The sequence below is a fragment of the Caballeronia sp. LZ003 genome, from assembly GCF_031451465.1.
Taxonomy (GTDB): Bacteria; Pseudomonadota; Gammaproteobacteria; order Burkholderiales; family Burkholderiaceae; genus Caballeronia.
In genome coordinates, this window is record NZ_JARUXJ010000001.1 from 2,306,633 (window position 1) to 2,333,239 (window position 26,607).

Genomic DNA, 26,607 nt, shown 5'->3' on the forward strand with positions numbered 1-26,607 from the left:
CGGTTGCATCGCTGACGCGCAGGCCGCTTTTCATCTGAAGCTCGTCAAAGCTCGTCGTCCCCATCTCGCGGCAGCGCGGCCTCGTCATCCCCGAGCAGACCGCGCGCTTCCTCACCCGGAAGTGCTTCCACGTCGCGCAGGCGCTTGCCCATTTGACGCGTGCGCGTCTGCGCCGCTTCGATCGAGCGCGTGACGGTTTCGAGCTGCGACTTCGTTTTCGCGAGTACATCGCCGAACTTGTTGAACTCGGTTTTCACCGCGCCGAGCACCTGCCACACCTCGCTCGACCGCTTTTCGATAGCGAGCGTCCTGAAGCCCATTTGCAGACTGTTGAGCAGCGCCGTGAGTGTAGTCGGACCGGCCACGCTCACGCGATGCTCGCGCTGTAGATAGTCGGTCAGACCCGGACGCCGCAGCACTTCGGCATACAAACCCTCGGTCGGCAAAAACAGCAACGCGAAGTCGGTCGTATGCGGCGGCGACACGTACTTCTGCGCGATGGAACGCGCCTCCGCGCGCAAGCGTCCTTCGAGCGCACGCGCGGCCTCTTCCACACCGACGGGATCTGCGCGATCTTGCGCATCGACGAGACGCTCGTAGTCCTCGCGCGGAAACTTGGCGTCGATAGGCAGCCACACCGGCGTCGCGGCATCGCCCGGCGCGCCCGGCGTGTCGTGACGGCCCGGCAACTTGACTGCAAACTCCACGCGTTCGTTGCTCTTGGGCACGGTCGCGACGTTCTTCGCGTATTGATCCGGCGTGAGCAACTGTTCAAGCAACGACTCCAGCTGCACTTCGCCCCAAATGCCGCGCGTCTTGACGTTGGTCAGCACCTTCTTCAGATCGCCGACGCCCGCCGCGAGCGTCTGCATCTCACCCAAGCCCCGATGCACTTGTTCGAGCCGGTCCGACACCAGCTTGAACGATTCGCCGAGCCGCTGCTCCAGCGTGGAATGCAGCTTTTCATCGACGGTGCGGCGCATTTCATCGAGCTTCGCCGAGTTGTTCGCCTCGATGTCCTTGAGGCGCGCTTCGAGCGTCGCGCGCACTTCGCCAAGCCGCCGTTCGTTCGCTTCCGATAGCTGGCCGAGATGCAAAGTCATGGAGTCGGCGAAGCGCTTGAGCGCGTTGCCCTGATCGTCGCGCGCCTGCTGACTCTGCTGCGCGAGTTGCTGCGCAAGCGCGTCGAACTGCGCGTTCTGCACGCTCGACGTGCTCGCCAACTGCGTCGCGAGCGTCTGATGAAACTGTGTGAAGCCGCTTTGCGATTCCATGCGCGAGACGCGCGCGCTCTCCGCGATATCGCCACGCAAGCCGCGTTCGAGCCGCTCCTGCGCGCGCGCCTGCGCCTCGCCCATGTCGTTCACGCGGTCGGTGAGCGCGACGAATTCCTCTTGGATATCGACACGGGACGTGCGCCGCATCGTCGCAAACAGGACGACGAGCGCAATCAGAAGCGCAATCGCCAGGAGCGCGATCGCGCCGTACAACAGTTCGATCATTTTTTCAGCACGTCCGGGTTGATCGGATTCGGCGGATTGCCGGCGCGCGGTCCCTCACCCAAACCGGCGATGAGATTGTCCGCGGCGAGATTCGCCATCGCGCGGCGCGTCGACTCGGTGGCGCTCGCGATATGCGGCGTCAACGCGACGTTGTCGAGCAACAGGAAATCGGGATTGAAGTCGGGTTCGCCTTCGAACACGTCGATCCCCGCCGCCGCGATACGCTTCTCGCGCAGCGCGGCGATCAACGCCGAATCGTCGACGATTCCGCCGCGCGCGATGTTGGTAAGCGTGGCCGTCGGCTTCATCAACGCGAGTTCGGGCGCGCCGATGGTGTGATGGTTCTCCTTGGTGTAGGGCAGCACGAGCACGACGTGATCCGCGCGCTTCAACAAGTCTTCCTTCGACGCGTACTCCGCGTTGAGTTGCGACTCGATCTCCGGCGCGACGCGCGAACGGTTGTGATAGATCACGCGCATGTCGAAGCCCAGCGCTCGGCGCGCCAGCGCTTGCCCGATCCGGCCCATGCCGATCACGCCGAGCGTCGAGCCGTACACGTCGGTGCCGAGGAACGAATCGAAACTCCACTTCTGCCATTTGCCCGCGCGCAGAAAGTGCTCGGATTCGGTCACGCGCCGGGCCGCAGCCATCATGAGCGCCCAGCCGAAGTCGGCGGTGGTTTCGTTCAGCACGTTGGGCGTGTTGGTGCCGAGCACCTTGTGCGCGTCGAAGGCGTGCATGTCGAAGTTGTTGTAGCCGACCGCCATGTTCGCGACGACTTTCAGGTTCGGCGAGCCCGCCAGTTCCGTTTCGCCGACCATCTCGCCGGCAGTGAACGCGCCGTCCTTGTCGGCCAGACGCGCGCGAAACTCCTCCTGGCCAAGCACGTCGCCCGGATTCAGATCGACTTCGAAATACTGTTTCAGACGTTCGACCACATCGGGAAAAGTGGGACGCGCAACAAGCACCTTCTTCATCGAATTGCTCCTAGAAAAATAGCCAGCCCAAGACGGCGAATAACGGCAACAGGACGATGCCAGACCATCCCATATAACCGAAGAAGCCCGGCATGCGAATGCCGCGCGATTCGGCGATTGCCTTCACCATGAAATTCGGCGCATTGCCGATATACGTGTTCGCGCCCATGAAGACCGCGCCCGCCGAGATTGCCGCGAGTGTGGACGCGCCCGTGGTCATGAGCGTGGGAGCGTCGCCGCCCGCGAGATTGAAGAACACGAGATACGTCGGCGCGTTATCGAGGAACGAAGACAGGATGCCCGTGGCCCAGAAATAGGCGAGATCGTGCGGCTTGCCTTGGTCGGACACCGCGTGCACGATGCCCGCGAACGCGCCCGACTCGCCCGCGCGCAGAATCGTGATGACCGGCGCGATGGTGATGAAAATGGCCGCGAAAAGCTTCGCCACTTCTTCGATAGGCGCCCAGCCGAACGCGTTGCCCTCGCGCGCGCTATTCGGCGTGAGGACGAGCGATGCGAGCAGCACGATCACCAAAGCCGCGTCGCGCACGACGTTCTGCAAATGCAGATGCGTGCCGTACACATCGAACACGACGCCCGGCTTCCAGATGCCGCTCATCAGCACCAATGCGACGACCGCCGCGAGCAGCAAAAAGTTGATCCTGCCGTCGATGCGAACTGCAATCGTCCCGACCGAGCCGGGCTGCGTTTTTTCTTCCTTGCGCCAGAAATAAGTATCCAGCGCGTAGAAGAGCGCGAGGAGAACGATGGAGACGAGGAGCATCGGCAGAAAGAGATGCGTGGTCGTCCAGAAGAACCCGACGCCGTTCAGAAAGCCGAGGAACAAAGGTGGATCGCCGAGCGGCGACAACGAGCCGCCCACGTTCGCCACGAGAAAGATGAAGAACACGACCACATGCACGACATGCCTGCGGTTTTCGTTGGCGCGCAAGAGCGGGCGGATCAGCAGCATGGCCGCGCCGGTCGTGCCCATGAGGCTTGCCAGCACGGTTCCCAGCGCGAGCAACGAGGCATTCAGACGCGGCGAGCCGCGAAGATCGCCGTGCACGCAAATGCCGCCCGCGACCGTGTACAAGGAAGCCAGCAAAACGATGAACGGTATGTACTCTTCGAGCATCGCGTGGACGAATACGCCGAGCGCCGTGCCGCCGCCGAACGCAGCCGCGAAGGGTACGAGAAACGCGAGCGCCCAGAGCAACGCGATCTTGCCGAAGTGGTGATGCCAGAGCTTCGCCGCGACGAGCGGAAACACCGCGATGGAAAGCAGCATGCCGAAGAACGGAACGCCCCACGCCGCCGACAAGCTCGCGCCATCGACCGTGGCCGCCGACGCGTTCGACATCGCGCCGAGCAATGCCATGCAGCCGAGGAGAAGAGAGCGCACTGCGCTCACGCTTCGGTCACGACGATTACATGCACGCGATACGGCCCATGCGCGCCCAGCACGATGGTCTGCTCGATATCGCCGGTGCGCGACGGCCCGGAAACGAAGTTCACCGCACGCGGCAGTTCGCCCCGTTCGGCGCGAATCAGAGCGAAGGCGTCTTCATGCGCCGCGACGATGCGCGAAGCCGGCACGACCGCGATATGCGTCTGCGGCAAGAGCGCGCCGGACGCGGGCGTATCCGGGCCGGACAGCAACACGAGCGACCCGGTTTCCGCCGTCGCGCAAAAGCAGCCCGTGATGCCGACGAGATCCGCGTCTTCCGGCTTGCGTAACGACGCTTGAATGCCCGCCTGGGTCCACGGCAACTCAGCCAACGCAGGCCATGCGACGGCATCGGTGGCAAGATTCAACGAGCGGAGGTAGCGCGCGGCTTCGGCGGGAGCATCGCCGAGCGCGGCGACTTCGGCGACGGTGGTCGAGAGCCGTTCGGCTTCGAGCCGGAACCGCGCGATGAGCGCGTCGCGGGTGTCGGGCAACGGCGGGCGCGGACCTTCGGGATGGCGCGTCAGATAGTCGTTCGCGGTGACACGCTCGGCTTCGGTCGGCTCACCGCGTCTGCCCTGCGCGCTGCATATGCGCGCGAGAATATTGCGGCGCGCCGCCGATGTGTCCATGGTGCCGTCCTTACGAGTGCGAGAGTGTTCCGGATGCGTGCGCGCCACGAGTCCTGGCGGCACTATGGAATTATATCGAGCGGTCTTGAGCGCGCGAACCTCGGCCGAAAGGCATAGGCCGCGCGCGGGAACAAAGCACGAACCAAGCGTCAGTCGGTCTCGCCCGCTTGCTTCTCGATGCCGAACACTTGCCTCAGATAAGCCAGATAGGCCTTGTCGTCGCACATGTTCTTGCCGGGGGAATCGGAGAGTTTCGCCACCGGCTGACCATTGCAGCGAACCATCTTGATGACGATCTGCAATGGCTGATAGCCCAGGTCATTCGTGAGATTCGTGCCGACGCCGAACGCGAGCTGACAGCGCCCGCGGAAACGCTCATACAGTTGCAGCACCTTCGGAATATCCAGCGCGTCCGAGAACACGAGCACCTTGGTGCGCGGATCACAGCGGTTTTCCTCGTAATGCCGGATAAGGCGTTCGCCCCAGTCGAAGGGATCGCCGGAATCGTGACGCGCACCGTCGAAGAGCTTGCAGAAGTACATGTCGAAGTCGCGCAGGAACGCCTTCATGCCGTAGACATCCGACAGCGCGATACCCAGGTCGCCGCGATATTCCTTCGCCCACATCTCGAAGCCGAAGATCTGCGAGTCGCGCAGACGCGGGCCGAGTGCCTGACACGCTTGCAGGTATTCATGCGCCATGGTGCCGAGCGGACGCAAACCATGCTTCATCGCGTAGAACACGTTGCTCGTGCCCGCGAACTGTTCGCCGAGCCGCTCCTTGAGCGTTAGCACGACTTCCTCGTGCCATTGGCCCGAAAAGCGGCGGCGCGTGCCGTAATCGGCAATCTTGCAGTCCGAATATTCGGGCGGTGTGGCGAGCAGTTTGATCTTGTCGCGCAGACGTTCGCGTCCGGTTTCGTATTCCGGCTTTTTCTGCGTATTGCGGAAATACACTTCGTTGACAATGGCCAGCACCGGAATCTCGAAGAGAATGGTGTGCAGCCAAGGCCCTTCTATTTCGATGTCGATCTCGCCGTTGCCCTTCTTCGACGGCGCGATGCGAATGGACTTCTCGTTCAGATGAAAGAGCGCGAGAAAGTCGATGAAGTCGCTCTTAATGAAGCGCATTCGCCGCAGATAGTCGAGCTCTTCTTCCTTGAAGCGCAGGTTGCAGAGTTGACGCACCTCGTCCCGAATCTCGTCGATGAACGGCACCAGATCCACTTCCGGCGTGCGGCAGCGAAAGCGATACTCGACGTGCGCCGCCGGGAAATGATGCAGGACCACCTGCATCATGGTGAATTTGTAGAGATCGGTATCGAGCAGCGAATTGATGATCATGGTTCTGGCTTGTACATCGATGCAAGGATGCCCGCGCGCTGTATAGGCCGCTACCGACCGCTATTGACGAGACGCGCCGCGCGCTGTCCGTTCATGTTACCCGAATGCGTGCACGGCATCCTGCCGCCCCGGCCCTTTTAGGAAAGCCGCATACATTCATCACGAATCGATATAAGGCGCATGGCGCGGCGCTCGCGTCGCCTTTTACCGTTACGCTACAATATGCGTTTTGGCGAGCGAGCCGCGCACGGCCTGTGCCGCTGCCCATATGGTCATCTAAAAACGCCGCCCTCCCCCGAATTGCGCATGCAGGAGCCTGAATGACTCACGTTGTGACCGAAAGCTGCATCAAGTGCCGCTACACCGATTGTGTGGACGTGTGCCCGGTGGATTGCTTCCGCGAAGGTCCCAACTTTCTCGCGATCGATCCGGACGAATGCATCGACTGCGCCGTGTGCGTGGCTGAATGCCCGGTGAATGCAATCTATGCCGAAGAAGACGTTCCCGGCGACCAGCAGCACTTCACCGAACTGAACGCGGAACTCGCGCGCAACTGGCCGAGCATCACGAAGACCAAGGCGCCGCTGCCGGAAGCCGACGAATTCAAGGACGTGAAGGAAAAGCTGGATCTGCTGGAGCGCTAAGCGGCTGTATTTGCCGCCGTGTCATTTGTCGGACGCGCAGGATCAATCAATTTCGATGCAAAAAACCGTTATTGAATGAAGATTGAGCGTTGACAGCGCAGAAAGCGCTCCCTATAATTTCGTTTCTCTGCAGTAGATGTTCCCCGATAGCTCAGTTGGTAGAGCGCCGGACTGTTAATCCGTAGGTCCCTGGTTCGAGCCCAGGTCGGGGAGCCACTCAGTATCGAGCAGGTTCCAGACAGAATCAAAGGAAAACCCAGCCGAGTTGTGAGCTGGGTTTTTTGTCTCATCAGAGACTCGTTTCAAGCGTAGTAGCTGTTCCCCGATAGCTCAGTCGGTAGAGCGCCGGACTGTTAATCCGTAGGTCCCTGGTTCGAGCCCAGGTCGGGGAGCCACCCAGTTTCATACAAAAAGCCCAGTCATTCGACTGGGCTTTTTTGTTTGCGCAAATAGCAGTAGCGCTCTTCTAAGCATCTAAGCAGCAAGCCAGACAACCGTCAGCGATCGCACGCCCTGTGCGCCGCGAATCAGCACGCCTTCGATATCCGCCGTGGCCGAAGGCCCCGTTACCAGCACCGCATAACGGGCCGACTGAAAATCGGGTCGTCGATAAACCTGCTGCAAGCCTTCGACGAGCTGCGAAGGATCGAGCAGCACAACGAGATGCTGCACGATATAGCCGATTGAATTGACGACGTACTCCTTTTCGCTGAACCACACGGAGCCAGTCTCCGCCACGCCGAAGCGCCCTCTCACGACGCCCACATCGACATCCTGAAGCGACGACGGAACGGTATCGACCGTAATCGGCCGCGTGCCTTCGATTCCCGCCACCGCCGACGCCACCGCTGCGCCATCGCCGAAACGTTGCGCGATCATCGCGCCGACTTCGTCCAGGCTCTGCGCTTCCACGCATGTTCCACCCATGGCGATAAGCGCGGTTTCGAAGCGCGTGCGCAGATCGCCCTCGGGCGTCGCGAAGACGGGCACATCGGGAAGCGGACGCGAAGCGGGCTGCGCCGCGCGGATCTTCGACAGAAAAGCTTCGCGAGTCGTCATTTGGCGATCTTCCGGGTTTTCTTGTACCACTCGTGGAAGGTCTCGGCGGGCGCTTCGGGCAAGTCACGCTGCCGGCCCCAGATGTTGAGCGGGTTGTACAGCACGAAGTTCGGCAGCCGCTTGAGCGCGCCGCCAAGCGATGCCACCGTCGCGCGATAAAGCGTCGGACTCGCGAGCAGCCGTCCCGCCATCTTCAACACTTCCTGTTTCACGAACGGCACTTCGTGGCGTTCGGCGATCACCTCGCGCCACTTGTAGATCTGTTCGTGAATATTCACCTTCACCGGGCAGACGTTGGTGCAACTGCCGTTCATCGTCGAGGCAAACGGCAGGCTGCTATAGCGCTTGAGATCGTGCGTCGGATTGATGATCGCGCCGATCGGCCCCGAATACGTGCCGCCGTACGATAGCCCGCCGCTTCGCCGATACACCGGACACGTATTCATGCACGCGCCGCAGCGAATGCACTTGAGCGAGAACCAGAAGTCGTCGAGCGCGAGGCGTTCGGAACGGCCGTTATCGACGAGGATGTAATGCATCTCCGTGCCCGGCCGAGGCGCGCGAAAGTGCGACGTGTACTGCGTGATCGGCGAGCCGAGCGCGCTGCGCGAAAGCATGCGCACGAACACGCCGAGATCGGCAATACGCGGAATGATCTTCTCGATGCCGATGGACGCGATATGCAGCGGCGGCACGTTCGCCGAGAGATCCGCGTTGCCTTCGTTCGTGCAGACGACGACCGTGCCCGTTTCCGCCACCGCGAAATTGCAGCCCGTCATGCCGGCCGTCTTCTCGCGCACGAAGTACGGCCGCGTGTCCATGCGCTGGCTTTCGGCGAGATAGTGGATGTCGCTGTTGTCCGGATCGGTGCCGATCGTGCGTCCAAAAAGCTCCGCCACATCCGCGCGCAGCTTGTGCACGGCTGGCACGACCATATGGCTCGGGTCCTGGTGATCCAACTGCTGAATGCGTTCGCCAAGATCGGTTTCCATCACCGTGATGCCACGCGGTTCGAGATAGTCGCGCATGTAGCATTCGTCGGTGAGCATGGATTTGCTCTTGACGAGCGTGGTCATGCCGCGTTCGCTCATCAGCTTGTGGACGAGCGCGTTGTGCTCTTCCGCGTTGGCCGCGAAGTGCACCACGACGCCGTTCTTCTCCGCCTGATCCGCGAACTGCGCGAGGTATTCGGAGAGATTGGACAGCGTATGTTCCTTGATGCCCGACGCGAGATTGCGCATCTCCTCCCATTCGGGAATACCGTGCGCCTGCGCGTCGCGCTTGCTGCGCAAGTCCCACAGCCGCTTGTCGTGGAACGCGACGTGATCCGGCTTCTGCAGAAACGCGCCCGCCGCCTTCGCGTGATCGATTCTCACCGACTTGCCCGAGGTCTTGCTCATGCGCGCGCTCCGTTGAGAACCTGCGCGATATGGATGAAACGCGCATCGAGTTTGAGACGCTCGGCGCATCCCTGCTGATGCATGAGACACGACATGTCGCCCGACACGATGTACTGCGCGCCCGCGCCGACGTGATCGCGTACTTTGTCCTGACCCATGCGCACGGACACGGCTTCCTCGGTCACGGAGAACGTGCCGCCGAAGCCGCAGCATTCGTCGGGTCGCGCGGGCGTGACGAATTCGATGCCCTTCACGCCTTCGAGCAGCGCGCGCGGCTTGGAAAACGGCGCCGCCGCCACTTCCGAATTCGAGGTTTCGCGCAAGTGCCGCACCGCGCTGCAACTGTTGTGCAGCCCGACGCGATGCGGGAATTCGGCCCACGGAAACTCGCGCACCTGCAAGACGTCGTGCAGGAATTCGACGAGCTCGTAGGTGTTTTTTCTGACCTTCGATACCGCGCTCGTTTGTTCGATGGCCGTGAAGTGCTCGCGCACGTGATGCACGCAACTCGCCGACGGTCCGACGACGTAGTCGTAATCCGCGAAGTTGCGCGTAAACACGCGCTCGGCGCCTGCGGCTTCCTTGTGAGCGCCGCTATTGGCCATCGGCTGGCCGCAGCAGGTTTGATCCTGCGGGTAATCGACATCGAGTCCGAGGCGTTCGAGCAGTTCCAGCGTGGCGACGCCGATCTGCGGATAGAAGGCGTCGATGAAACAGGGCACAAACAGGGCGACTTTCATGGGATCCGAAACGGCGACTTGAGGATTGGGGGCCGGATTTTGGTAAGCTTGGTCTGACCAAGACTTTAAAGAGATGGCCCTTTCGTGTCAAACTCCGAAAGTCCCGATTTACCTCCACTGCTCGAACGATGCCTTTTCAGCCCGTCCACTCGCATTCCTACGCCCGCGTGCGCTTGTCGGACGTAGTGTCGGGGCAGATACGCGAGTTGATCTCGAACGGCACGCTCCTGCCTGGCCAGCGCCTCCCAGCCGAGCGCGATCTGGCGGAACAACTCAACGTTTCGCGGCCGTCGCTGCGCGAGGCGCTTATTCGGCTGGAGTCGGACGGCTTCATCCGCGCGGTGGCGCGCGGCGGCTTCGTCGTGTCGGATGTGACGGCGCCGCTCGTGTCGCATCCACTCGCCGCACTCCTCGAACAGCAACCCAACGCCAGCGCCGATGTCCTCGAACTGCGTCATGGCCTCGAAACGCTGTCCGCTGCCTACGCCGCCGAGCGCGCCTCCGAGGCGGATCTGACGCGCATCGCCGATGCATTCCAGGCGCTCGAAGCCGCGGTGGCCGACAAGAGCACGCGCATTGCCGAAAAAGACGCCGCGTTTCATCTGGCTATCGCCGACGCCACGCACAACGTCGCGCTGGCGCACGTCATGCACGGTCTCAACGAATTGGTGCGCGAGTCCATGCTGACATCGCACCGTCTGGTCGATTACGACGATGAAGTCGAAGCGAACTTGCTCGCCCAGCATCGCGCCATGTTCGATGCCATCGCCGCCCGCGACCCCGCCCGCGCCCGCGAATGCGCCGGAGCGCATCTCGATTACGTGCGCACGCTGTATCGGGATCAGCCAGCGCGCAGGATTCGCGTGATGGAATGACCAATCGTAACGTGCCGGTAAGAGAGCATAGGACTGCGCCTACACGTATTTAGGACACACACGGCTAACGCCGCGCGCGCTTCCTCGCGATACTGGAATCGTCAAAAACAACACGCGAAGGAGGACGACATGCCTTACCTACTCGGATGGCTGCTCGGTGTGCCGGTCGTGGTTCTGGTGATCCTGTATCTGATCTTCCATTGAATCGCCGATTGGCCGAATGCTTGCGGGAAAACAGCAAGGGCGTCGATACAATACGACGCCCTTTCTCTTTTTCCGAAGGATCACGATGAACCGCACTCTCCTCACCGCTACCGCTGCGGCGCTCGTTACCTTGTTCGGCGCGGCAATAGCGCAGGCCGAGGAAATCGCGAGCGTCAACACCAACTTCCGTTTCACCGGTTCCGACCGCGTGACCGTCGAAGCCTATGACGATCCGCTCGTCGCGGGCGTTACCTGCTACGTGTCGCGGGCGCGCACGGGCGGCGTGAAAGGCACGCTTGGCATCGCGGAAGATCCGACGGAATCGTCTATCGCCTGCCGTCAGGTCGGGCCGATCAAATTCACTCAGCCGCTCAAGCAGAAGACCGATGTCTTCTCCGACCGCATGTCGTTCATCTTCAAGACGCTGCACGTGGTGCGCGTGGTCGACGCCAAACGCAATACGCTCGTCTACTTGACCTACAGCGACCGCATTGCGACCGGCAGCCCGAAGAACAGCGTGACGGCGGTGCCGGTTCCCGAAGGCACGACCATTCCCGTGAAGTGAAGGAAGTGAAGCGATGCGCGCGCCCCGCCGCGCCCACAATGAAGTTGTAAACTGTACGACTTGCCGGCAGGCTGGTTGAAACCATCACGCGAGCCACGAGCGCCGCACGATCGTACAAGCCCGATGCTTACTGCATGCCTTATCCTCCCGGCGACCGATATGACTGCCCAAGCGCTCGTATTGGCTTATAACGGAGGCACGATTTGAAAGCAGTATCCACCCCCGCGCTGCGGGAATTCGCCGCCGGCGCGCGCGACACCATTCCAATGATGGTCGGCGCCGCGCCCTTCGGCGTCATCTTCGGCACGCTCGTCACGGCGAGCCCGCTCACGCTCTGGCACGGCCAGTTGATGTCGCTCGCGGTGTTCGCGGGCTCGGCGCAGTTCATCGCCATCGGCATGATCGCGGGACACGCGAGCTTCATCGTGATCTGGGCGACGACCTTCGTCATCAACTTGCGGCATGTCCTTTATTCGGCGACGCTCGCGCCTTATGTCGCGCATCTGCCCGCGCGCTGGCGCTGGACGCTGTCGGGTCTGCTCACCGACGAAGTGTTCGCCGTCGCTTACGCGCATTACCAGAAGCGCGCGCCGGGCGAAATCGGCCCGCACTACTTCTTCGGCTCCGGCCTCTCGATGTATCTGAACTGGCAACTGTGGACGCTCGTCGGCTTGCTCTTCGGCGCCGCATTCCCAGGGCTCAAGTCGCTCGGGCTGGACTTCGCGATGGTCGCGACGTTCATCGCCATCATCGTGCCGCAACTGGTGGCCGTGCGCTTCGTCGCGGCGGCGATTGCATCGGGCGTGCTGTCGTTCGCGTGGCAGGACTGGCCGTACAAGCTCGGCCTGCTTGCGGCGGTGCTGGTGGGAATCGGAGTCGGCATGGCGATCACGCTGATGGAACGACGCGAGCGTGAATCGAACGGCGATAACCGCAAGGAGCGCGCACGATGACCACATCGAACTATGTGCTGCTGATTCTCGGCATGGCGCTCGTCACGTATCTGATCCGCGCGGCCGTCTTCGTGCTGGGCGAGCGGTTGCCGTTTCCGCCCATCGTGCGCACGGCGCTCGGCTTCGTGCCGGTGACGGTGCTGACCGCGATCATCGTGCCGATGACCGTCTCGCCGCATGGCAACGGCGCGGAAATCACGTGGCGCAACCCGCAACTCGTGGCCGCCGTGGTTGCGGTGGCCGTGTGCGCGTGGACCAGGCGGCCCTTACTTACCATCGGGGTGTCGCTCGCGGTTTTCTTCGTTTGGCAGTTCGTCGTCTTGCGTTAAAGGCTTCTTCGCGCAACGGCTTTCAGAACACCCTCAAGTTCCCGGCTGTAACGCCGTTATCAGAAACGAATGGACTCCGCCGTCGAAGCGGACGCCAAAGGCATTTCCCGCCATCGGGCCATCCGAGCGCGGAACCGGGAACCAACATGCGTCAAATAACCCTATCGTTTCGCGACGAGACCATCGCTTCATTGCATCGCGACTATGAGGCGTTCATGCGCCTGTCGCTCAAGCTCGACCCGCAGTTCGTCACGCCGACGTTCGAGGACTTTCTGCGCGCCAAGCTGCTCGACAATCCGACGCCGCTGACCGAGCAGGCGGTGCAGCGCATGCTGTCGCAAGGCCAGTACGCGTGGGCCAAGCGCGCGCTCGACAAGGAATTTCCGGATGTCGTCGAGATTTTGATCCGACAGGCGGCCGAACACGGTTTCGCGTTCGCGATCCGCTCGGACTGGAACGCCGAGGATCTCGTGAAGGCATCGCGCGAATGGGCGACGGCCATCGTCACCGAGGCGAAGGGCGATGCTTCGCAAGTCGATGTGCTCGCCTCGCAGATCAAGTCAGCCGCGATGGATATCCGCGAAGTCGAGGAGAAGATGCAGACGCCCGCATGGCGCCTCGCCGATTCGCTGCGTCAGCGCACCTATGAGACGAAGATCGCGGTGGAAAACAGCGTTGGCTCGAATGCGCGCGAGAAGCTCGGTGAATTGCGCTGTCTGCTGCGGCTCGGCATTTTTTATGGGTCGATTCAGAAGCAGGAAGCGCAGCAGGTACTCGAATACATTCGCTCGCTGCGGCCGGAGTTGTTTGTCGATGAACCTTATGATGGGTTCACGCGGTTTGCCGCATGGCTACGGAGCATCTTTGCGCCGGCGCCGCGCGTGCCGAAGACTTCGCGGGCGCAGCGTTAGGCGTGGACCGGGCGCCGCTTACCGCTAATCCCACATCCCCTTCAAGCGCGCCGCGATATCGATCTTCGCCTTAGCCGCGGCCGCGAGTCCCGCCGCCGTCGGCGCGGCGGCGACCGGAACCGGCGGCCACGCGGTGGCTTCGAAGTTCTGCATCAGATGCTGCGGAATGAAGCGCGTGCGTTGCGCCCACACGTGCCGGTCGCCCAGATGCGTCTGGTTGTGCACGTAAAAGCGCTGCGGCGTGACGATATGCAGATCTTCCTTCGCGCGCGTCATCGCTACATAAAGCAGCCGCCGCTCTTCGTCGATTTCCTCGTCGCTACCCGTGCCCAGATCGGATGGAATGCAGCCGTCCACGCCGTTCAGCACGAAAACATTGCGCCATTCCTGCCCCTTCGCCGAATGGATTGTCGAGAGAATCAAATAATCTTCGTCGATGAGAGGCACGCCGGACTCGTCGCTGGTCGCATCGGGCGGATCGAGCGTGAGTTCGGTGAGAAACCGCTCGCGCGTGGGATAGGTCGACGCGATGCTCTCCATCTGCAATACGTCGCCAATACGAATGGCCGCGTCTTCGTGATTGCGTTCGAGATGCGGCTCGTACCATCGGCGGATCATTTCGAACTCCGCCGGCCAGCCGCTCTCGCGGCCGCAGAGCTTCGCCATCAGGCCGACGAAACGCGGCCAGTCTTCGCTGGCGCGGGCGGGCGCATGGAAGGCGGCAATCGCATTCGATGAACGTTCGGCTTGCGCCACGCTGTCCAGCAGCCGCCCGGCGATGGCCGGCCCGACGCCCGGCAGCAATTGCGCCACGCGAAAGCCGGCGACACGATCGCGCGGATTTTCCGCCCAGCGCAATACGGCGAGCACGTCCTTGACGTGCACGGAGTCGAGAAACTTGAGCCCGCCGAACTTCACGAACGGAATGTTCTTGCGCGTGAGTTCGATTTCGAGCGTCGCGCTGTGATGCGCCGCGCGAAACAGCACGGCCTGCGACTTGAGCTTCATGCCGCCCTCGCGCGCCTCCAGCACTTGCTCGACGATATAGCGCGCCTGATCGGCTTCATCGGCGACACTCACCACGCGCGGTTTTTGCGCCGATGCCTTGTCGGTCCAGAGGTTCTTCGTATAGCGCTCGGTGGCCATGCCGATCACCGCGTTGGACGCTTCGAGAATGGGCTGCGTCGAACGATAGTTGCGATCGAGCGTGACGGTCGCGGCGGGCGGGTCGAAGTGCCGCGGAAAATCAAGGATATTGCGCACCGTCGCGCCGCGAAACGAGTAGATGGACTGCGCATCGTCGCCGACGACGGTGAGGCCGCGGCCGTCCGGTTTCATCGCCAGAAGAATGGTGGCCTGAAGGCGGTTGGTGTCCTGATATTCGTCGACGAGCACGTGATCGAAGCGGCTCGACAGATCGGCGGCGATCGTCGGCTCGGCCGCGAGATGCGACCAGTAAAGCAAGAGGTCGTCGTAATCGAGCACGCTTTGCGTCTGTTTGGCCGCGACGTAGGCGGCGAAGAGACGCTTCAAGTCCGCCTCCCACTCGCGGCACCACGGATACGACTGATCCAGCACGGCGGCAAGCGAGGCGCCCGTGTTGACCACCCGCGAATAAATGCTGAAGCACGTGGACTTGGCGGGAAAGCGCTTCTCTTTCGACGATAACCCGAGCTCGTGGCGCACGAGGTTCATGAGATCGGCGGAGTCTTCGCGGTCGTTGATGGTGAACGACGGCGCAAGCCCGACGAGATCGGCGTAATCGCGCAGCAAACGCGCGCCAACGCTATGGAACGTGCCCGACCACGTGAGACCTTGCGCGATGGCGGCCTTGGTGCCCAGCGCGTTCATGGCGATGCGCGTGACGCGACGCGTCATCTCGACGGCGGCGCGGCGCGAGAAAGTAAGCAAAAGGATGCGATGCGGGTCGGCGCCTTTCACCAGCAGATGCGCGACGCGGTGCGCCAGCGTGTTGGTCTTGCCAGACCCCGCGCCCGCGATGACGAGAAGCGGCCCGCCGCAGCGGTTGGGTTCATCGACGCCGAATTCGACGGCGTGGCGCTGCGCCTCGTTGAGCTTGGCGAGATAGGCGGCGACCTGGGCTTCGGCTGCGTCGGCGGTGGCGGTTTCTTCAGGGAGCGTCAGCACGGGAAGTGGCGCAAAAAAGTGTGACGTGTACTGTATATCCATACAGACTGGAGACGCAAGGGTTTGCGCTCACCGGTTGGTTGGGCAAAAAAAACGGCCCAGCGGGTTGCACCCGACTGGACCATTCGCACTACCCGAACAACCGTCCTGCTAATCCGCCTTCTTCGCGTTCTTGAGCTTCGCATCCGCAGCCGCTTCGTTCGCTTCCGACTGCGCTTCGGTTTTCTTCTTGTCGGCCTTGGCCTGAGCGACGGCCGCGTCCTTGTTGGCCTCGGCCTGCTTTTTCGATGCCTTCTTGTCCGCGCTGCTCGGCTGCTGATCGCTCGTCGTCTGCGCGAACGAAACCACTGAGACGCTCGCAAGCGTCCCGGCAATCACGGCGGCCAACACTGCATTCTTCGATCGAGTCATGGTGTGTCCTCCCTTTCTCAAGCCTCATGAAGCGCGCGCCACGGCACTGCGGCGCGCGTCCAACGCATCGAAATCAATGCTGCAAGCCCGTGTCCTTCGGCGTGTTGGATTCCGTCGCGTTCAACTCATCCTTGGCGGCGTCCTTATCCGCCTTGCGATTGATCTTCGCGTTACGCACCTGCTCCTTGTACTGCGCCTTCGCCTGCTTGTTCGCGGCCTTCAGGTCGGCCTGCGAAGCCTTCTTCGATGCCTTGTACTCCGCGTTCGCCTCGGCGTTCGCGTTGCGGCGCTGGACCAGCGGATCGGTCGGCGCGGGCGCGACGAGATTTTGCGGCGCAGGTGTCGCCGGTTGTGCCGGCACGGCGTCCGTGGTTTGGGCGAAAGCGCCCGAAGCGACGGTCAGGGCGGCGAATGCGGTGCCGATCATCAGATTTCGAGTCTTAATCATGAGCGAGGTCCTCTCTTGGTTTAAGCGTCGGCGGCCATGAACTGCGATGACGCACGACTTTTGTCGATTGGAAAGATGACCGAAGCTGTATCGATCAAACTATCGGACTCAGCGATGCGCGTCCAAGTTCGACGAACCGAGTCGTTGTTACCGACCGTTTCATCTGGCTACAATTGCCATCGCGCCTGCTTTCAATACGATGACAGCGCACGCCGAAGTCCGTCATGCACCAGCACGGCGCGTGCCCAGCTATTGAGGGCGGCCACTGGTTTATCATTGACGCCTTCGCCCCGAATTCATCTCGAATCCACCTCGAATCAACCCAAGTAACCTCCGCGCCCGCCATGCCACCGCTTCAATTCACCCTTACGGGCGACTACGTCGAACTTCATAACCTGCTCAAGCTGATGGGGCTCGCCGACAGCGGCGGCTCCGCGAAAGCGCGCGTTGCCATGGGCGATGTCCGCGTCGACGGCAAAGTCGAGATGCGCAAGACCTGCAAGATTCGCGCGGGTCAGGTCGTCGCGCTCGATGGTCAGAAGATCCAAGTCCGCGCGCCGGAATAAACCGTCGCCACGAATGGCCGCTCAAGACATGCAATCCCATTTCACGCGCGCGGCGGCGCATCCGCCGAGTTTTTCGCGCCATGCCGTCGATACGGCGCGGCTCGCGGCGCCGCTCGCCATCGCGCAACTCTCGCAAATGGCGATGGGCGTCACCGACACCATCCTGCTCGGCTCGTTAGGCCCCGATGCGCTCGCTGCCGGCGGCCTGGGCGCGAACGTGTTCTTCGTGATCGTGACGCTGCTGCAGGGCGTGCTTACGTCCGTCAGCGTATCGGTGGCGCATGCGCGTGGCGCGAACGCCGAACATCAAGTGCCGGGCATCTACTGGACGGGGCTCGTGTTGTCGGTGCTGCTTGCGGTGCCCGCGTTCGTGCTCCTGAGCTACGCCGAGCCGATTCTGCTCGCGTTCCATGAACCGGCTACGCTCGCCCGGAATGTCGGTGAGTATTGCGCCGTGCTGCGCTGGGGCACGCCGGGCAGCCTCATCGGCATTGGATTGATGCGCGCGTTTCTGCCTGCTATCGGCGCGGCGCGCAGGCTTTTGTGGGTGTCGATCGGCGGTGTGTTCGTCAACGGTTTCCTCAACTACGGGTTGATTCACGGCGCCTGGGGCCTGCCGCGCGAAGGGTTTCTCGGCTCGGCTGCGGCGACCACGATCACCATTTGGGGCATTGCGCTCGCGCTCGTCGCGCTGTTGCATCTGCGGCCGCGCTATCGACATTTCGTCGTCGCGGCGCGGCCGCGCATGCCGCTCATGGGCGAACTCTTCGGCATCGGCTGGCCGGTCGCCATCACGTATGGCGTCGAATCCACGCTGTTTCTCGCCACCGGCCTCATGGTCGGCTTGCTTGGCGAAGCACCGCTCGCCGCGCACCAAATCGCGATCAACGTGGCGTCGGTGGCCTTCATGGTGCCGCTTGCCATCGGACAGGCGGCGAATGTGCGCGTGAGCTATTGGGTCGGCGCGGGCGCGCCGCTCGCGGCGCGCCATGCGGGCTTCGTCGCGCTCGCCCTCGGCGTCGGCTTCATGGTGCTGTCGGGACTCGTGCTGATTACCGTGCCGCGCGCGATCGTCGGGCTGTATCTGCATCTCGGCGATCCGAAAAACGCGCAGACGGTTGCGCTCGCGGCCTCGCTGCTAGGTGTCGCCGCCGTGTTCCAGATCGTCGATGGTATGCAGACGGTCGGTTCCGGCTGCCTGCGCGGCCTCAAGGACACTCGCGTGCCGATGCTCGCCGCCGCGTTCGGTTACTGGGGCGTCGGTTTCCCGACGGGTTATGTGCTCGCGTTCCACTTCGAACTGGGCGCGAAGGGCTTGTGGTGGGGCCTCGCGGCGGGGCTCGCGAGCGTCGCCATGCTGATGACGCTGCGTTTTCATCGAATCAGCCGGCGGATGGTCGAGACGGGAAGCGTGAAGGTTGCGGATGGCGCGACCGCGCCGGTTCACGGCCCGACGTGAGCGCGTAGTTCGAGCAAATAAGCATCACAACCGCTTTCCCACATACAAAGCACGAATCCTTGGTTGGCCAGACCAGCAGGCATTGTTAGGATGAACCCGTCTCCTCCTTGAGACTCCAGTGACAGGGGTTCAAGCCCGCTCCACCCGAGCGGGCTTTTTTTCGTCCGCGCTCCGGCGCCGATACGCGGGTCGCGTACTGCCTTTTCGGGCGAGTCGTCCAATTTCCCATAGAATATTTTCGAGACCAGCACCGGCGAGAACGGTAATTGCTACGTCGCGAAACCGAGCATCGGCATCGTCATGAATGCCGGGCCGTATCGAGACCACGAAAAAGAGGAATGACAGTGTCGCGAAACCGGGGAATGGATGAAGCTGCCATCGGTGCAAGTGCAAGTGCAAGTGCAAGTGCAAGAACGAGCAGCACGAGGAAGATTTCGAGTCGCACCGCGCGCCTCTTCGCAACGCTCGCGCTGACGGCACTTTGCGCCGCTTGCGCGACGCGCCCGCCCGCCACGGCGTTCGATCGCCCGGTGAGCCAGGCATTGCCGGCCAGCGAAAGCACGCCGCTCGGCGACGCGCTCGCGCCGCTCGAACGCAAGCACCCGGACCAGTCCGCCGTGCGTCTCCTGCCAAGCGGCACTGAAGCGCTGCAGGCGCGCATTGCGCTCGCGCGCGCGGCGACGAAAACGCTCGACATGCAGTACTACATCGCCGAGGAAGACAACACCGGCAAGCTGCTGCTCGCCGCCGCGCTCTACGTGGCGGACCACGGCGTGCGCGTGCGCATGCTCGTCGACGACCTGAACTTCAAGGACATCGACCGCATCATGGCGGCGCTGAACACGCATCAGAACATCGAGATTCGCGTGTTCAACCCATACGGCAGCGCGCGCGAGAGCTTCACCGAACGCACGCAGAACTTCTTCTCCAATGTCGATGGCTTCACGCGCCGCATGCATAACAAGGCGATGATCGCGGATAACCAGATCGCCATCGTCGGCGGCCGCAATCTCGGCGACGAATACTTCAGCGCGAGTCCGACGCTGCAGTTCCGCGATCTCGATGTCTTCACCGCCGGACCCATCGCGCAAAAAGTCTCCGCGAGTTTCGACGACTACTGGAACAGCGCGCTGTCGTATCCGCTGCGCGTGTTGAACAAGCAGAAATTCGACGCGTCCGAGCTAGACAAGACGCGCGACGATCTGCGCGCACACTGGCGCGCGCAAGCCGAACCGCTCAATGCCAAGCCGCTGAACGCGACGCCGCTCGCGCAGCAGATCGCGCAGGAAGATCTGGAACTCGTGTGGGCAGAGACCGAGTTCTGGGCCGATTCGCCGTCGAAGATCGAGAACCCGAGCGAGGACTACAAGAGTCCGCCGATGGCGCGTCTCGCCGACCTGCTGAAGAGCGCGCAAAGCGAATTCCTGATTCTGTCGCCCTACTTCGTGCCGCACGATGCAGGCGTGAAGGCGCTCGCCGATGTCACGCGGCGCCACGTGCGCGTCGCCGTGCTGACCAACTCCCTCGCCGCCACCGATGCCGTCGCGGTCCAGGCGGGCTACGCGCCGTATCGCATTCCTCTGCTGCAAAACGGCGTCGAACTGTACGAATTCAAGCCGATTCAGATTCAGGGCGAAGGCCGTCCGCGCGCCGGGCTGTTCGGCTCGCAATCGCGCGCGAGTCTGCATGCAAAGGCGTATGTCATCGATCGGAGTATCCTCGTGATCGGCTCGATGAATCTCGATCCGCGCTCGGCGCTGCTCAACACCGAACTCGCGCTCGTGATCCATAGCCAGCCTATCGCCGATCAGACCGCGAAGCTGTTCGATCGAGGCATCACGCCCGAGGTGAGCTATCGCGTGGAACTGGCGAGCGCGGCGGTCATTGCGAGTCTGCAGCGCACCGGTTCGCCGCAATCCGGCCTCGTCTGGACGACGAAGGGCAAGGACGGCATGGTCACCTATAACTTCGATCCCGAAGCGGGCTTGTATCGAAACGTGATGACGGGCCTCTTCATGCTGCTGCCAGTCGACAAGCAGTTATGAGGCGAGCGGCTCGCATCGGCACCGAATCTGACTCTCGTAAGGAGCTTCAAGCAATGACACAGAACGCAAAGGGCGATGTACGCATGGAGAAGGACACGTTCGGCGAGATTGCCGTGCCGAACGACAAGCTTTGGGGCGCGCAAACGCAGCGCTCCTTGCAGAACTTCAAGATATCGACTGAAAAGCAGTCGCCCGAGCTGATCACGGCGCTCGCTATCGTCAAGCACGCAGCCGCCGACGTGAACGAAGAGCTGAAGGTGCTCGACGCCAAGAAAGCCAAGGCGATCAAGGAAGCCGCGCAGGAGATCATCGACGGCAAGCATCCGGACGAGTTTCCGCTCGCCGTGTGGCAGACGGGCTCCGGCACGCAGACCAACATGAATCTCAACGAAGTCATCGCGAATCGCGCAAGCGAGCTGCTCGGCGGTGAGCGCGGCGAAGAGCGCCTCGTGCATCCGAACGACGACGTGAATCGCGGACAGTCGTCCAACGACGTATTTCCGACGGCCATGCATGTCGCCGCCGCATTTGCCATCGTCAAGCATCTCGTGCCGGCGCTCAAGACGCTGCGGGACACGCTCGACAAAAAATCGAAGGCCTTCGCGGATATCGTGAAAATTGGCCGCACGCACTTGCAGGACGCAACGCCGCTCACGCTCGGCCAGGAATTCTCAGGCTATGTCGCGCAACTCGATCAGGGCATTCGTCACGTCGAGGCAACCCTGCCGCATCTGTATCAGCTCGCGCAAGGCGGCACGGCCGTCGGCACGGGGCTCAATGCGCATCCGCAGTTCGCGGTGAAGGTCGCGGCGGCCATCGGCAAGCTGACCGGCCTGCCGTTCGAAACCGCGCCCAACAAATTCGAAGTGATGGCCGCCGCCGACGCGCTCGTCGCCGCGCACGGCGCGTTGAAGACGGTCGCCGCCGGGCTCATGAAGATTGCCAACGACATCCGCTGGCTCGCGAGCGGTCCGCGCTGCGGCCTGGGCGAACTTTCGATTCCGGAAAACGAGCCGGGTAGCTCGATCATGCCGGGCAAGGTCAATCCCACGCAGTCCGAAGCCGTGACCATGCTCTGTTGTCAGGTTTTCGGCAACGACGTGGCGGTGAACTTCGGCGGCGCGAGCGGCAACTTCGAACTGAACGTGTTCCGGCCGATGATCGCGCATAACGTGCTGCAATCCGTGCGTCTGCTCGCGGATGGCGCGCTCAGTTTCAACGACAACTGCGCGGTCGGTATCGAGCCGAACGAGAAGCGTATCGAGAGTCTCCTGAACGAATCGCTGATGCTCGTGACGGCGCTCAATCCGCATATCGGCTACGACAAAGCCGCGCAGATCGCAAAGAAGGCGCACAAGGAAGGCACGACGCTGAAGGAATCGGCGCTGGCGCTCGGACACGTAACCGAGCAGCAGTTCGATGAATGGGTCAAGCCGCAGGACATGGTCGGCAACAAGTAGCTTGTCGATCGATCACGAAGCCCGCGTGCGCATGCGCGGGCTTCACCGGTCAATGCGCTTCAAACCTTCCCCGCCGCGACCTCTTCCGGCTTCAGTTCGACGATAGCGTCGAGCGCATCTTTCACGTCCATCGCGTAGCGCGCGAGACGCTTCTCTTCGTCCGATTCCGGCACGAACGCGGGCACGGGCGTTGGTTGACCTTTTTCATCGACGGCGACAAAGACCATCAGGCAATCGGTGGTCTGTTCGAGCTCGCCGACTTTCGGATCGCCCGCGTGCACGGAGATGTGGATATGCATGCTGGTGCGCCCGGTCGCCACCACGCGCGCGCGTAGTTCCACGAGATTGCCGACGAGAATCGGCCTGCGAAAGCGGATATTGCCGACGCTCACCGTCACGGCATACCGCCCGGACCACATCGCCGCGCATGCGTACGCGGTTTCGTCGATCCACTTCATCAACGCGCCGCCGTGCACCTTGCCGCCGAAGTTCACCGAAGTCGGTTCGGCGAGAAAACGAAACGTGGTTTCGGCGCGGCCCGCGCGAAGGGCGCCGGGTTCGGCGGGAGCGAAAGTGGAAATGGGCGTATTCATGGGCGTTCCGTTTTATCGAAGTTGCACGCGCTCTTCAAGGCGCATACGCCCAATTATAGGGTCGGCAAAAAGCTCGGCTAATTGTGCACGGTCACGCCTTCGTCGATGGTGCCGTACATCGTGATGCTGCCGCCGCCCGCGCCCGCCGAAGAAGGCCCGCCCGCGCATCCGGCGACAAGCGCGATCAACCCGGCCACGACGGTGACTGTGATGAATCTGATCATGCGAACTCCTTGCTGCCGCGAATACCGATACGAAGGGCCATTCTAGCGCCGGCTGCGGATGCATCGACGTTTCACCGGGCAGTGAAACATCGCGTGCGATTGCGCGCTAGAGTATCTGAAACGGTTCCGGAGAAGCGCCATGAACTCAAGCCCCGAAGACTCTCGTTCCCGCCACTTTCCCGGCCTTTCGCGCATTGGGGCGTTGCTCGCCGATCCGGGCCGCGCGGCCATGCTCTGGTCGCTGATGGACGGCACCGCGAGCCCCGCCGGCGAACTCACGATGATCGCGGGACTCTCGCCTTCGGCGGCGAGCGGACATCTTGCGCGTCTGACCGAAGGCGGGTTGCTGGCGCTGGAAGTGAGCGGGCGGCATCGCTATTATCGGATCGCAACCGCCGATATCGCCGCCGCGATCGAAGCGCTCGCCAATCTCGCGCGCGCGAGCGCGCCGGAGCGCGAGCCGCAGCGGCCGCCGAGCGCGGTGCCACTCGACATGCGCTACGCGCGCACGTGCTACGACCATCTGGCGGGCGAACTGGCGGTGCGTGTCTTCGATACGATGATCGCTCGCGACTGGCTCGCCGCAGACGGCGCCACCGAACTCGAAGCCACGAAAGACGGCGCGCAGGCCTTCGCGCAACTGGGTATCGACCTGACGGCACAGCGGGCGCGCCGCAGACGTTTTGCGTGTACGTGCATCGACTGGAGCGAGCGGCGGCCGCACTTAGGCGGCGCGCTTGGCGCGGCGTTTCTCGACGCTTGCGAAGCGCATGGCTGGATCGAACCGACATCGAAACGCCGTGTGCTGCGCGTAACGCCCTCAGGACAGCAACACTTCCAGCAATTTCTGTCGATGCGCTGAGCCAAACAAAAACGCACGGTTCTGAGCCGTGCGTCTTTGCGTCCTGCATGAGAAAGCGATAATCAAACCGCCATCGGCGCCTTCAAAGCTTCATGGTGTTTATAACCTTCGAGCGCAAAGTCTTTCGGCTCGATTTGTTCCAGCCATTCCGGTTCATAGCGTTTCGTGACAGCGTAATCCGGCACGCGATCCGAAATGATGAGCTGGGGACTCGGAAAAGGCTCGCGCTTCAATTGCTCGTTCAGCATATCGAGTTGATTCTCGTAAATATGCGCGTCACCGATGAAATACGTGAACCAGCGCGGCTTGAAACCGGTCAGCCGTCCGACGAGATGCAGCAGCGCCGCGCCTTCGGTCAAATTGAACGGCGTGCCGAGCCCGACATCGTTACTGCGGATATAAAGACACAGCGAAATCTCGCGCGTCGTTACGTTCGGGATGAATTGATACAGCAAATGACACGCGGGCAAAGCAATCTCGTCGAGCTTGGCCGGATTCCACGCATGAAAAAGAATGCGCCGGTCGGTGGGACGCTCGATGATCGTATCGAGACATTGCCTCAACTGGTCGATCGCCTTATACAGCAGCACCTGCTCGCGGCCGTTTTCGACGAAGCTCGTCACCAGTTGGTAGCCGCGATTGGTGGCGTCGGCGATTTGGTCGCCCGCGCAGGCATCCACGAGCTTGTAGGCGGGCCATTTACGCCATTGCACGCCATACACGTCGCCGAGATCGTCCTCGCCCTGGCGATACGGATTCTCGAGCCACTGCGGATTTTCATTGGCGTTCGCGTCCCAGACCTTGCAACCGAGCGCGCGGAAGTCAGCGGCGCTCTTCGAGGCGCGCAGAAAGCCGACCATTTCGCCGATCGCCGACTTGAACGCGAGCTTCTTCGTCGTAACGGCAGGAAAGCCTTGTTGCAAGTCGAAGCGCAACATCGCCCCCGGAATGCCGATGGTGCGGATGCCCGTGCGGTTTTCCTGCCACGTGCCGGTATCGAGAATCGTCTGGACGAGCTCGAGATACTGTTTCATTCGATGATCCTTGGAGGCGCGACGCGCCTGAGCGAATGCCGGCGCAAAGAAGCAATTTTACCAAGCGCAGCGCGCGGACGCTCTTCGTGACACAAAAGAAACGGGCGCTTGAAGCGCCCGTTCGAATGTCCTGCCAAGCCTGAGCCTTAGCCGCGCGTGGCGTGCTCCGGCGGCGCATCCACCTCGATATGGCGCATGCCATGCGCACTCAGCAACCGATACAGCGTGACGCGCGAGATGCCGAGTTCGTGCGCGGCATCGCCAAGACGCCCGCGATGACGCAGCAATGCGAGTTCGATGGCCTGACGCTCCGCCGCCTCGCGCGCTTGCGCAAGCGACACCGGCGCCACTTCGACGTATTCGCCCAATTCGAGATCGCGCGCGGTGATCTGCCGCCCTTCCGACATGACGATGGCACGCCGCACGCGGTTGATGAGTTCGCGCACGTTGCCCGGCCAGCCGTAGTTGTGGATCGCGGCGATGGCGCACGGCGAAAAGCCGCGCAGACGCCGGCTTGCGTCCTTCTTGAAGCGATCGAGCATGTGCTTCGCGAGCAATTCGATGTCTTTACCGCGCGCACGCAGCGGCGGCTCGTCGATCTGCAACACGCACAGGCGGTGATACAAGTCGGCGCGAAAACGCCCTTCGATCATCGCGGTTTGCATATCGACGTGAGTCGCCGAGATGATGCGGACATCGACGGGCGTTGAACCGTGACCGCCCAGACGCTCCACCTTGCGCTCCTGCAGGAAGCGCAATAGGCTGGCCTGGCTTTCGAGCGGCAGATCGCCGATTTCATCGAGGAACAGCGTGCCGCCGTTGGCCGCTTCAACGCGCCCGATCTTGCGCTGATTTGCGCCCGTGAATGCACCGCGCTCGTAGCCGAACAGCTCCGATTGCAGGAGATGCGCCGGAATCGCGCCGCAGTTGATGGCCACAAACGGTTGATCGCGACGCGCGGAGCGCTCGTGAATGGCAACCGCCGTCAGTTCCTTGCCTGTGCCCGATTCGCCCGAGATGAAAACGGGCGCGTCCGTCATGGCGACTTTGCGAATGGAGCGAAACAGCGCCAGCATGGCGTCGCACGATCCGACCATTTCGCCTTCGGCGCGGCCTTCGCTGCGCGAATCGTTCGATGCCGCGTCATGCAGCGCGACCATGCCGTAGGCGTGTCCCACGGAATCGACGATGCGATCGTTCGAAGTCGGCATCGTGACGTAGTCGAAACAATAGTCGCGAATCAGCCGGCGCACGGCGGCGTCTTCCAGTTGTCCGGAAACGGTGGCGGCGACCCAGCCGACGTTCGTCATGGTCAACGACGACTCGAACGCCGCCAATTCGTGAGACTCGAAGTGACTCGACAAGTCCAGCAGACCACCGATTGCCATATCGCTACGCAGGGCTTTCTTCGTGTCGCGCGCGCTCGCCACGATTTCGATCTGCCAGCCGCGTTCTTCGAAGCGCGCGCATAGCATCTCGCTGGGATCGCGAGTCACATAGATAAGTTGCCGCCGAGCGACGTCCATTATTCAGATCCTTTCTTCAACATTCGTTGAAAAGGTCGCGTAGTTCAGGCTCTCGCTGCATGCAGAAATCAATGTCCTCGCGCTGTGTGGCGAGCGGACTCGCGTTTCGATTCGTTGCCTCCGGGAACGACGCATCTGGCGCCGTGAACCCTTCCACGAATCCCTATTGACCGATTCTGCGCCATTTTCGAGAGACTACTATAACCCATAAACCCCGCAAACAAATATCGTCAAGGCCCATTGGACT

General features: G+C 62.2%; 26 protein-coding genes and 2 tRNA genes. 13 read left to right on the forward strand and 15 right to left on the reverse strand.

Going from position 1 to position 26,607, the window contains the following annotated elements; genetic code table 11:
• Nucleotides 1-44: 44 nt before the first annotated feature.
• The 5 genes from QCE79_RS10360 to pncB form a co-directional block, all read right to left on the reverse strand.
• Nucleotides 45-1,502: a DNA recombination protein RmuC gene (locus QCE79_RS10360; RefSeq protein WP_309843953.1), complete on the reverse strand. Its 1,458-nt coding sequence runs from the start codon at nt 1,500-1,502 to the stop codon at nt 45-47.
• Nucleotides 1,499-2,479 (reverse strand): D-glycerate dehydrogenase, encoded by a 981-nt coding sequence (locus tag QCE79_RS10365; protein WP_309843955.1) that lies wholly within the window; start codon nt 2,477-2,479, stop codon nt 1,499-1,501. Before QCE79_RS10365 ends, QCE79_RS10360 begins: the two co-directional genes overlap by 4 nt.
• Nucleotides 2,480-2,489: 10 nt before the next feature.
• Nucleotides 2,490-3,860 (reverse strand): sodium:proton antiporter, encoded by a 1,371-nt coding sequence (locus QCE79_RS10370; RefSeq protein WP_309845283.1) that lies wholly within the window; start codon nt 3,858-3,860, stop codon nt 2,490-2,492.
• 29 nt (nt 3,861-3,889) lie between these two features.
• Nucleotides 3,890-4,561: a lactate utilization protein C gene (locus tag QCE79_RS10375; RefSeq protein ID WP_309843957.1), complete on the reverse strand. Its 672-nt coding sequence runs from the start codon at nt 4,559-4,561 to the stop codon at nt 3,890-3,892.
• 149 nt (nt 4,562-4,710) lie between these two features.
• Nucleotides 4,711-5,904 carry a nicotinate phosphoribosyltransferase gene (pncB, locus tag QCE79_RS10380; RefSeq protein ID WP_250509316.1) on the reverse strand — a complete coding sequence of 398 codons (1,194 nt, stop codon included), beginning with the start codon at nt 5,902-5,904 and terminating at the stop codon, nt 4,711-4,713.
• Nucleotides 5,905-6,224: 320 nt separating this feature from the next.
• Between pncB and fdxA the strand changes: the two genes are divergently transcribed.
• From fdxA to QCE79_RS10395, 3 genes are all read left to right on the forward strand, one after another.
• Nucleotides 6,225-6,548 (forward strand): ferredoxin FdxA, encoded by a 324-nt coding sequence (gene fdxA, locus QCE79_RS10385; RefSeq protein WP_062633607.1) that lies wholly within the window; start codon nt 6,225-6,227, stop codon nt 6,546-6,548.
• 140 nt (nt 6,549-6,688) lie between these two features.
• Nucleotides 6,689-6,764 (forward strand) — tRNA-Asn (locus QCE79_RS10390).
• A gap of 103 nt (nt 6,765-6,867) precedes the next feature.
• Nucleotides 6,868-6,943, forward strand: a tRNA-Asn gene (locus QCE79_RS10395).
• 79 nt (nt 6,944-7,022) lie between these two features.
• On the opposite strand, the gene QCE79_RS10400 is transcribed toward QCE79_RS10395, so the two are convergent.
• Genes QCE79_RS10400 through QCE79_RS10410 form a run of 3 tightly spaced genes read right to left on the reverse strand, consistent with a single transcriptional unit; the run spans nt 7,023 to nt 9,747 of the window.
• Complete coding sequence (locus QCE79_RS10400) at nt 7,023-7,607, reverse strand: LUD domain-containing protein (protein ID WP_244825844.1); 585 nt, start codon at nt 7,605-7,607, stop codon at nt 7,023-7,025.
• Complete coding sequence (locus tag QCE79_RS10405; protein ID WP_309843959.1) at nt 7,604-9,007, reverse strand: lactate utilization protein B; 1,404 nt, start codon at nt 9,005-9,007, stop codon at nt 7,604-7,606. Before QCE79_RS10405 ends, QCE79_RS10400 begins: the two co-directional genes overlap by 4 nt.
• Complete coding sequence (locus QCE79_RS10410; protein WP_309843961.1) at nt 9,004-9,747, reverse strand: (Fe-S)-binding protein; 744 nt, start codon at nt 9,745-9,747, stop codon at nt 9,004-9,006. The genes QCE79_RS10405 and QCE79_RS10410 overlap by 4 nt, the downstream gene beginning before the upstream one ends.
• Nucleotides 9,748-9,875: 128 nt before the next feature.
• Here QCE79_RS10410 and QCE79_RS10415 point away from each other — a divergent pair, with 128 nt between their 5' ends.
• The 5 genes from QCE79_RS10415 (at nt 9,876) to QCE79_RS10435 (ending at nt 13,584) form a co-directional block, all read left to right on the forward strand.
• A complete protein-coding gene (locus QCE79_RS10415) occupies nt 9,876-10,622 on the forward strand; it encodes a FadR/GntR family transcriptional regulator (RefSeq protein ID WP_244825847.1) in 747 nt (248 codons plus the stop codon).
• 289 nt (nt 10,623-10,911) lie between these two features.
• Nucleotides 10,912-11,391, forward strand: a complete 480-nt coding sequence (locus QCE79_RS10420; protein ID WP_250526078.1) for a CreA family protein — start codon at nt 10,912-10,914, stop codon at nt 11,389-11,391.
• A gap of 266 nt (nt 11,392-11,657) precedes the next feature.
• A complete protein-coding gene (locus tag QCE79_RS10425; RefSeq protein ID WP_309845285.1) occupies nt 11,658-12,344 on the forward strand; it encodes an AzlC family ABC transporter permease in 687 nt (228 codons plus the stop codon).
• Nucleotides 12,341-12,673: an AzlD domain-containing protein gene (locus QCE79_RS10430; RefSeq protein WP_250465282.1), complete on the forward strand. Its 333-nt coding sequence runs from the start codon at nt 12,341-12,343 to the stop codon at nt 12,671-12,673. The genes QCE79_RS10425 and QCE79_RS10430 overlap by 4 nt, the downstream gene beginning before the upstream one ends.
• A gap of 146 nt (nt 12,674-12,819) precedes the next feature.
• Complete coding sequence (locus QCE79_RS10435) at nt 12,820-13,584, forward strand: DUF4088 family protein (RefSeq protein ID WP_244825852.1); 765 nt, start codon at nt 12,820-12,822, stop codon at nt 13,582-13,584.
• 24 nt (nt 13,585-13,608) lie between these two features.
• On the opposite strand, the gene QCE79_RS10440 is transcribed toward QCE79_RS10435, so the two are convergent.
• From QCE79_RS10440 to QCE79_RS10450, 3 genes are all read right to left on the reverse strand, one after another.
• Nucleotides 13,609-15,774, reverse strand: a complete 2,166-nt coding sequence (locus QCE79_RS10440; RefSeq protein ID WP_284503805.1) for an ATP-dependent helicase — start codon at nt 15,772-15,774, stop codon at nt 13,609-13,611.
• 108 nt (nt 15,775-15,882) lie between these two features.
• On the reverse strand, nt 15,883-16,143 hold the full coding sequence (locus QCE79_RS10445; protein ID WP_244825855.1) for a hypothetical protein: 261 nt from the start codon (nt 16,141-16,143) through the stop codon (nt 15,883-15,885).
• 73 nt (nt 16,144-16,216) lie between these two features.
• The gene (locus tag QCE79_RS10450) at nt 16,217-16,591 is read right to left on the reverse strand and encodes a hypothetical protein (RefSeq protein ID WP_250526079.1); all 375 of its coding nucleotides are present in this window, start codon (nt 16,589-16,591) and stop codon (nt 16,217-16,219) included.
• A 344-nt stretch (nt 16,592-16,935) separates the two neighbouring features.
• On the opposite strand from QCE79_RS10450, the gene QCE79_RS10455 reads away from it, so the two are divergent.
• From QCE79_RS10455 to fumC, 4 genes are all read left to right on the forward strand, one after another.
• Nucleotides 16,936-17,157, forward strand: coding sequence for an RNA-binding S4 domain-containing protein (locus tag QCE79_RS10455; RefSeq protein ID WP_244825859.1), 222 nt, complete (start codon nt 16,936-16,938; stop codon nt 17,155-17,157).
• A 28-nt stretch (nt 17,158-17,185) separates the two neighbouring features.
• A complete protein-coding gene (locus tag QCE79_RS10460) occupies nt 17,186-18,616 on the forward strand; it encodes an MATE family efflux transporter (protein ID WP_309843972.1) in 1,431 nt (476 codons plus the stop codon).
• Nucleotides 18,617-18,978: 362 nt separating this feature from the next.
• Nucleotides 18,979-20,661, forward strand: a complete 1,683-nt coding sequence (locus tag QCE79_RS10465) for a phospholipase D family protein (RefSeq protein ID WP_309843975.1) — start codon at nt 18,979-18,981, stop codon at nt 20,659-20,661.
• Nucleotides 20,662-20,714: 53 nt separating this feature from the next.
• The gene (gene fumC, locus QCE79_RS10470; protein ID WP_250492618.1) at nt 20,715-22,121 is read left to right on the forward strand and encodes a class II fumarate hydratase; all 1,407 of its coding nucleotides are present in this window, start codon (nt 20,715-20,717) and stop codon (nt 22,119-22,121) included.
• 59 nt (nt 22,122-22,180) lie between these two features.
• Here the strand turns inward: fumC and QCE79_RS10475 are convergent, their stop codons facing one another.
• On the reverse strand, nt 22,181-22,714 hold the full coding sequence (locus QCE79_RS10475; RefSeq protein WP_250465286.1) for an acyl-CoA thioesterase: 534 nt from the start codon (nt 22,712-22,714) through the stop codon (nt 22,181-22,183).
• 77 nt (nt 22,715-22,791) lie between these two features.
• Nucleotides 22,792-22,938, reverse strand: a complete 147-nt coding sequence (locus QCE79_RS10480) for a hypothetical protein (RefSeq protein ID WP_244825866.1) — start codon at nt 22,936-22,938, stop codon at nt 22,792-22,794.
• A 139-nt stretch (nt 22,939-23,077) separates the two neighbouring features.
• On the opposite strand from QCE79_RS10480, the gene QCE79_RS10485 reads away from it, so the two are divergent.
• Nucleotides 23,078-23,800, forward strand: a complete 723-nt coding sequence (locus QCE79_RS10485; RefSeq protein WP_309843978.1) for a helix-turn-helix transcriptional regulator — start codon at nt 23,078-23,080, stop codon at nt 23,798-23,800.
• A 62-nt stretch (nt 23,801-23,862) separates the two neighbouring features.
• On the opposite strand, the gene QCE79_RS10490 is transcribed toward QCE79_RS10485, so the two are convergent.
• Both QCE79_RS10490 and QCE79_RS10495 read right to left on the reverse strand, forming a co-directional pair.
• Nucleotides 23,863-24,834 (reverse strand): thymidylate synthase, encoded by a 972-nt coding sequence (locus QCE79_RS10490; protein WP_244825868.1) that lies wholly within the window; start codon nt 24,832-24,834, stop codon nt 23,863-23,865.
• Nucleotides 24,835-24,980: 146 nt separating this feature from the next.
• Nucleotides 24,981-26,360 carry a sigma-54 dependent transcriptional regulator gene (locus tag QCE79_RS10495; protein ID WP_244825869.1) on the reverse strand — a complete coding sequence of 460 codons (1,380 nt, stop codon included), beginning with the start codon at nt 26,358-26,360 and terminating at the stop codon, nt 24,981-24,983.
• Nucleotides 26,361-26,607 lie beyond the last annotated feature (247 nt).

Excerpts from the sequence above, each read along its gene's own strand:
- QCE79_RS10360 (WP_309843953.1), bottom strand. The coding sequence starts at position 1,502 with ATGATCGAACTGTTGTACGGCGCGATCGCGCTCCTGGCGATTGCGCTT.
- QCE79_RS10365 (WP_309843955.1), bottom strand. The coding sequence starts at position 2,479 with ATGAAGAAGGTGCTTGTTGCGCGTCCCACTTTTCCCGATGTGGTCGAA.
- QCE79_RS10370 (WP_309845283.1), bottom strand. The coding sequence starts at position 3,860 with ATGGCATTGCTCGGCGCGATGTCGAACGCGTCGGCGGCCACGGTCGAT.
- QCE79_RS10375 (WP_309843957.1), bottom strand. The coding sequence starts at position 4,561 with ATGGACACATCGGCGGCGCGCCGCAATATTCTCGCGCGCATATGCAGC.
- pncB (WP_250509316.1), bottom strand. The coding sequence starts at position 5,904 with ATGATCATCAATTCGCTGCTCGATACCGATCTCTACAAATTCACCATG.
- fdxA (WP_062633607.1), top strand. The coding sequence starts at position 6,225 with ATGACTCACGTTGTGACCGAAAGCTGCATCAAGTGCCGCTACACCGAT.
- QCE79_RS10400 (WP_244825844.1), bottom strand. The coding sequence starts at position 7,607 with ATGACGACTCGCGAAGCTTTTCTGTCGAAGATCCGCGCGGCGCAGCCC.
- QCE79_RS10405 (WP_309843959.1), bottom strand. The coding sequence starts at position 9,007 with ATGAGCAAGACCTCGGGCAAGTCGGTGAGAATCGATCACGCGAAGGCG.
- QCE79_RS10410 (WP_309843961.1), bottom strand. The coding sequence starts at position 9,747 with ATGAAAGTCGCCCTGTTTGTGCCCTGTTTCATCGACGCCTTCTATCCG.
- QCE79_RS10415 (WP_244825847.1), top strand. The coding sequence starts at position 9,876 with ATGCCTTTTCAGCCCGTCCACTCGCATTCCTACGCCCGCGTGCGCTTG.
- QCE79_RS10420 (WP_250526078.1), top strand. The coding sequence starts at position 10,912 with ATGAACCGCACTCTCCTCACCGCTACCGCTGCGGCGCTCGTTACCTTG.
- QCE79_RS10425 (WP_309845285.1), top strand. The coding sequence starts at position 11,658 with ATGATGGTCGGCGCCGCGCCCTTCGGCGTCATCTTCGGCACGCTCGTC.
- QCE79_RS10430 (WP_250465282.1), top strand. The coding sequence starts at position 12,341 with ATGACCACATCGAACTATGTGCTGCTGATTCTCGGCATGGCGCTCGTC.
- QCE79_RS10435 (WP_244825852.1), top strand. The coding sequence starts at position 12,820 with ATGCGTCAAATAACCCTATCGTTTCGCGACGAGACCATCGCTTCATTG.
- QCE79_RS10440 (WP_284503805.1), bottom strand. The coding sequence starts at position 15,774 with ATGGATATACAGTACACGTCACACTTTTTTGCGCCACTTCCCGTGCTG.
- QCE79_RS10445 (WP_244825855.1), bottom strand. The coding sequence starts at position 16,143 with ATGACTCGATCGAAGAATGCAGTGTTGGCCGCCGTGATTGCCGGGACG.
- QCE79_RS10450 (WP_250526079.1), bottom strand. The coding sequence starts at position 16,591 with ATGATTAAGACTCGAAATCTGATGATCGGCACCGCATTCGCCGCCCTG.
- QCE79_RS10455 (WP_244825859.1), top strand. The coding sequence starts at position 16,936 with ATGCCACCGCTTCAATTCACCCTTACGGGCGACTACGTCGAACTTCAT.
- QCE79_RS10460 (WP_309843972.1), top strand. The coding sequence starts at position 17,186 with ATGCAATCCCATTTCACGCGCGCGGCGGCGCATCCGCCGAGTTTTTCG.
- QCE79_RS10465 (WP_309843975.1), top strand. The coding sequence starts at position 18,979 with ATGGATGAAGCTGCCATCGGTGCAAGTGCAAGTGCAAGTGCAAGTGCA.
- fumC (WP_250492618.1), top strand. The coding sequence starts at position 20,715 with ATGACACAGAACGCAAAGGGCGATGTACGCATGGAGAAGGACACGTTC.
- QCE79_RS10475 (WP_250465286.1), bottom strand. The coding sequence starts at position 22,714 with ATGAATACGCCCATTTCCACTTTCGCTCCCGCCGAACCCGGCGCCCTT.
- QCE79_RS10480 (WP_244825866.1), bottom strand. The coding sequence starts at position 22,938 with ATGATCAGATTCATCACAGTCACCGTCGTGGCCGGGTTGATCGCGCTT.
- QCE79_RS10485 (WP_309843978.1), top strand. The coding sequence starts at position 23,078 with ATGAACTCAAGCCCCGAAGACTCTCGTTCCCGCCACTTTCCCGGCCTT.
- QCE79_RS10490 (WP_244825868.1), bottom strand. The coding sequence starts at position 24,834 with ATGAAACAGTATCTCGAGCTCGTCCAGACGATTCTCGATACCGGCACG.
- QCE79_RS10495 (WP_244825869.1), bottom strand. The coding sequence starts at position 26,360 with ATGGACGTCGCTCGGCGGCAACTTATCTATGTGACTCGCGATCCCAGC.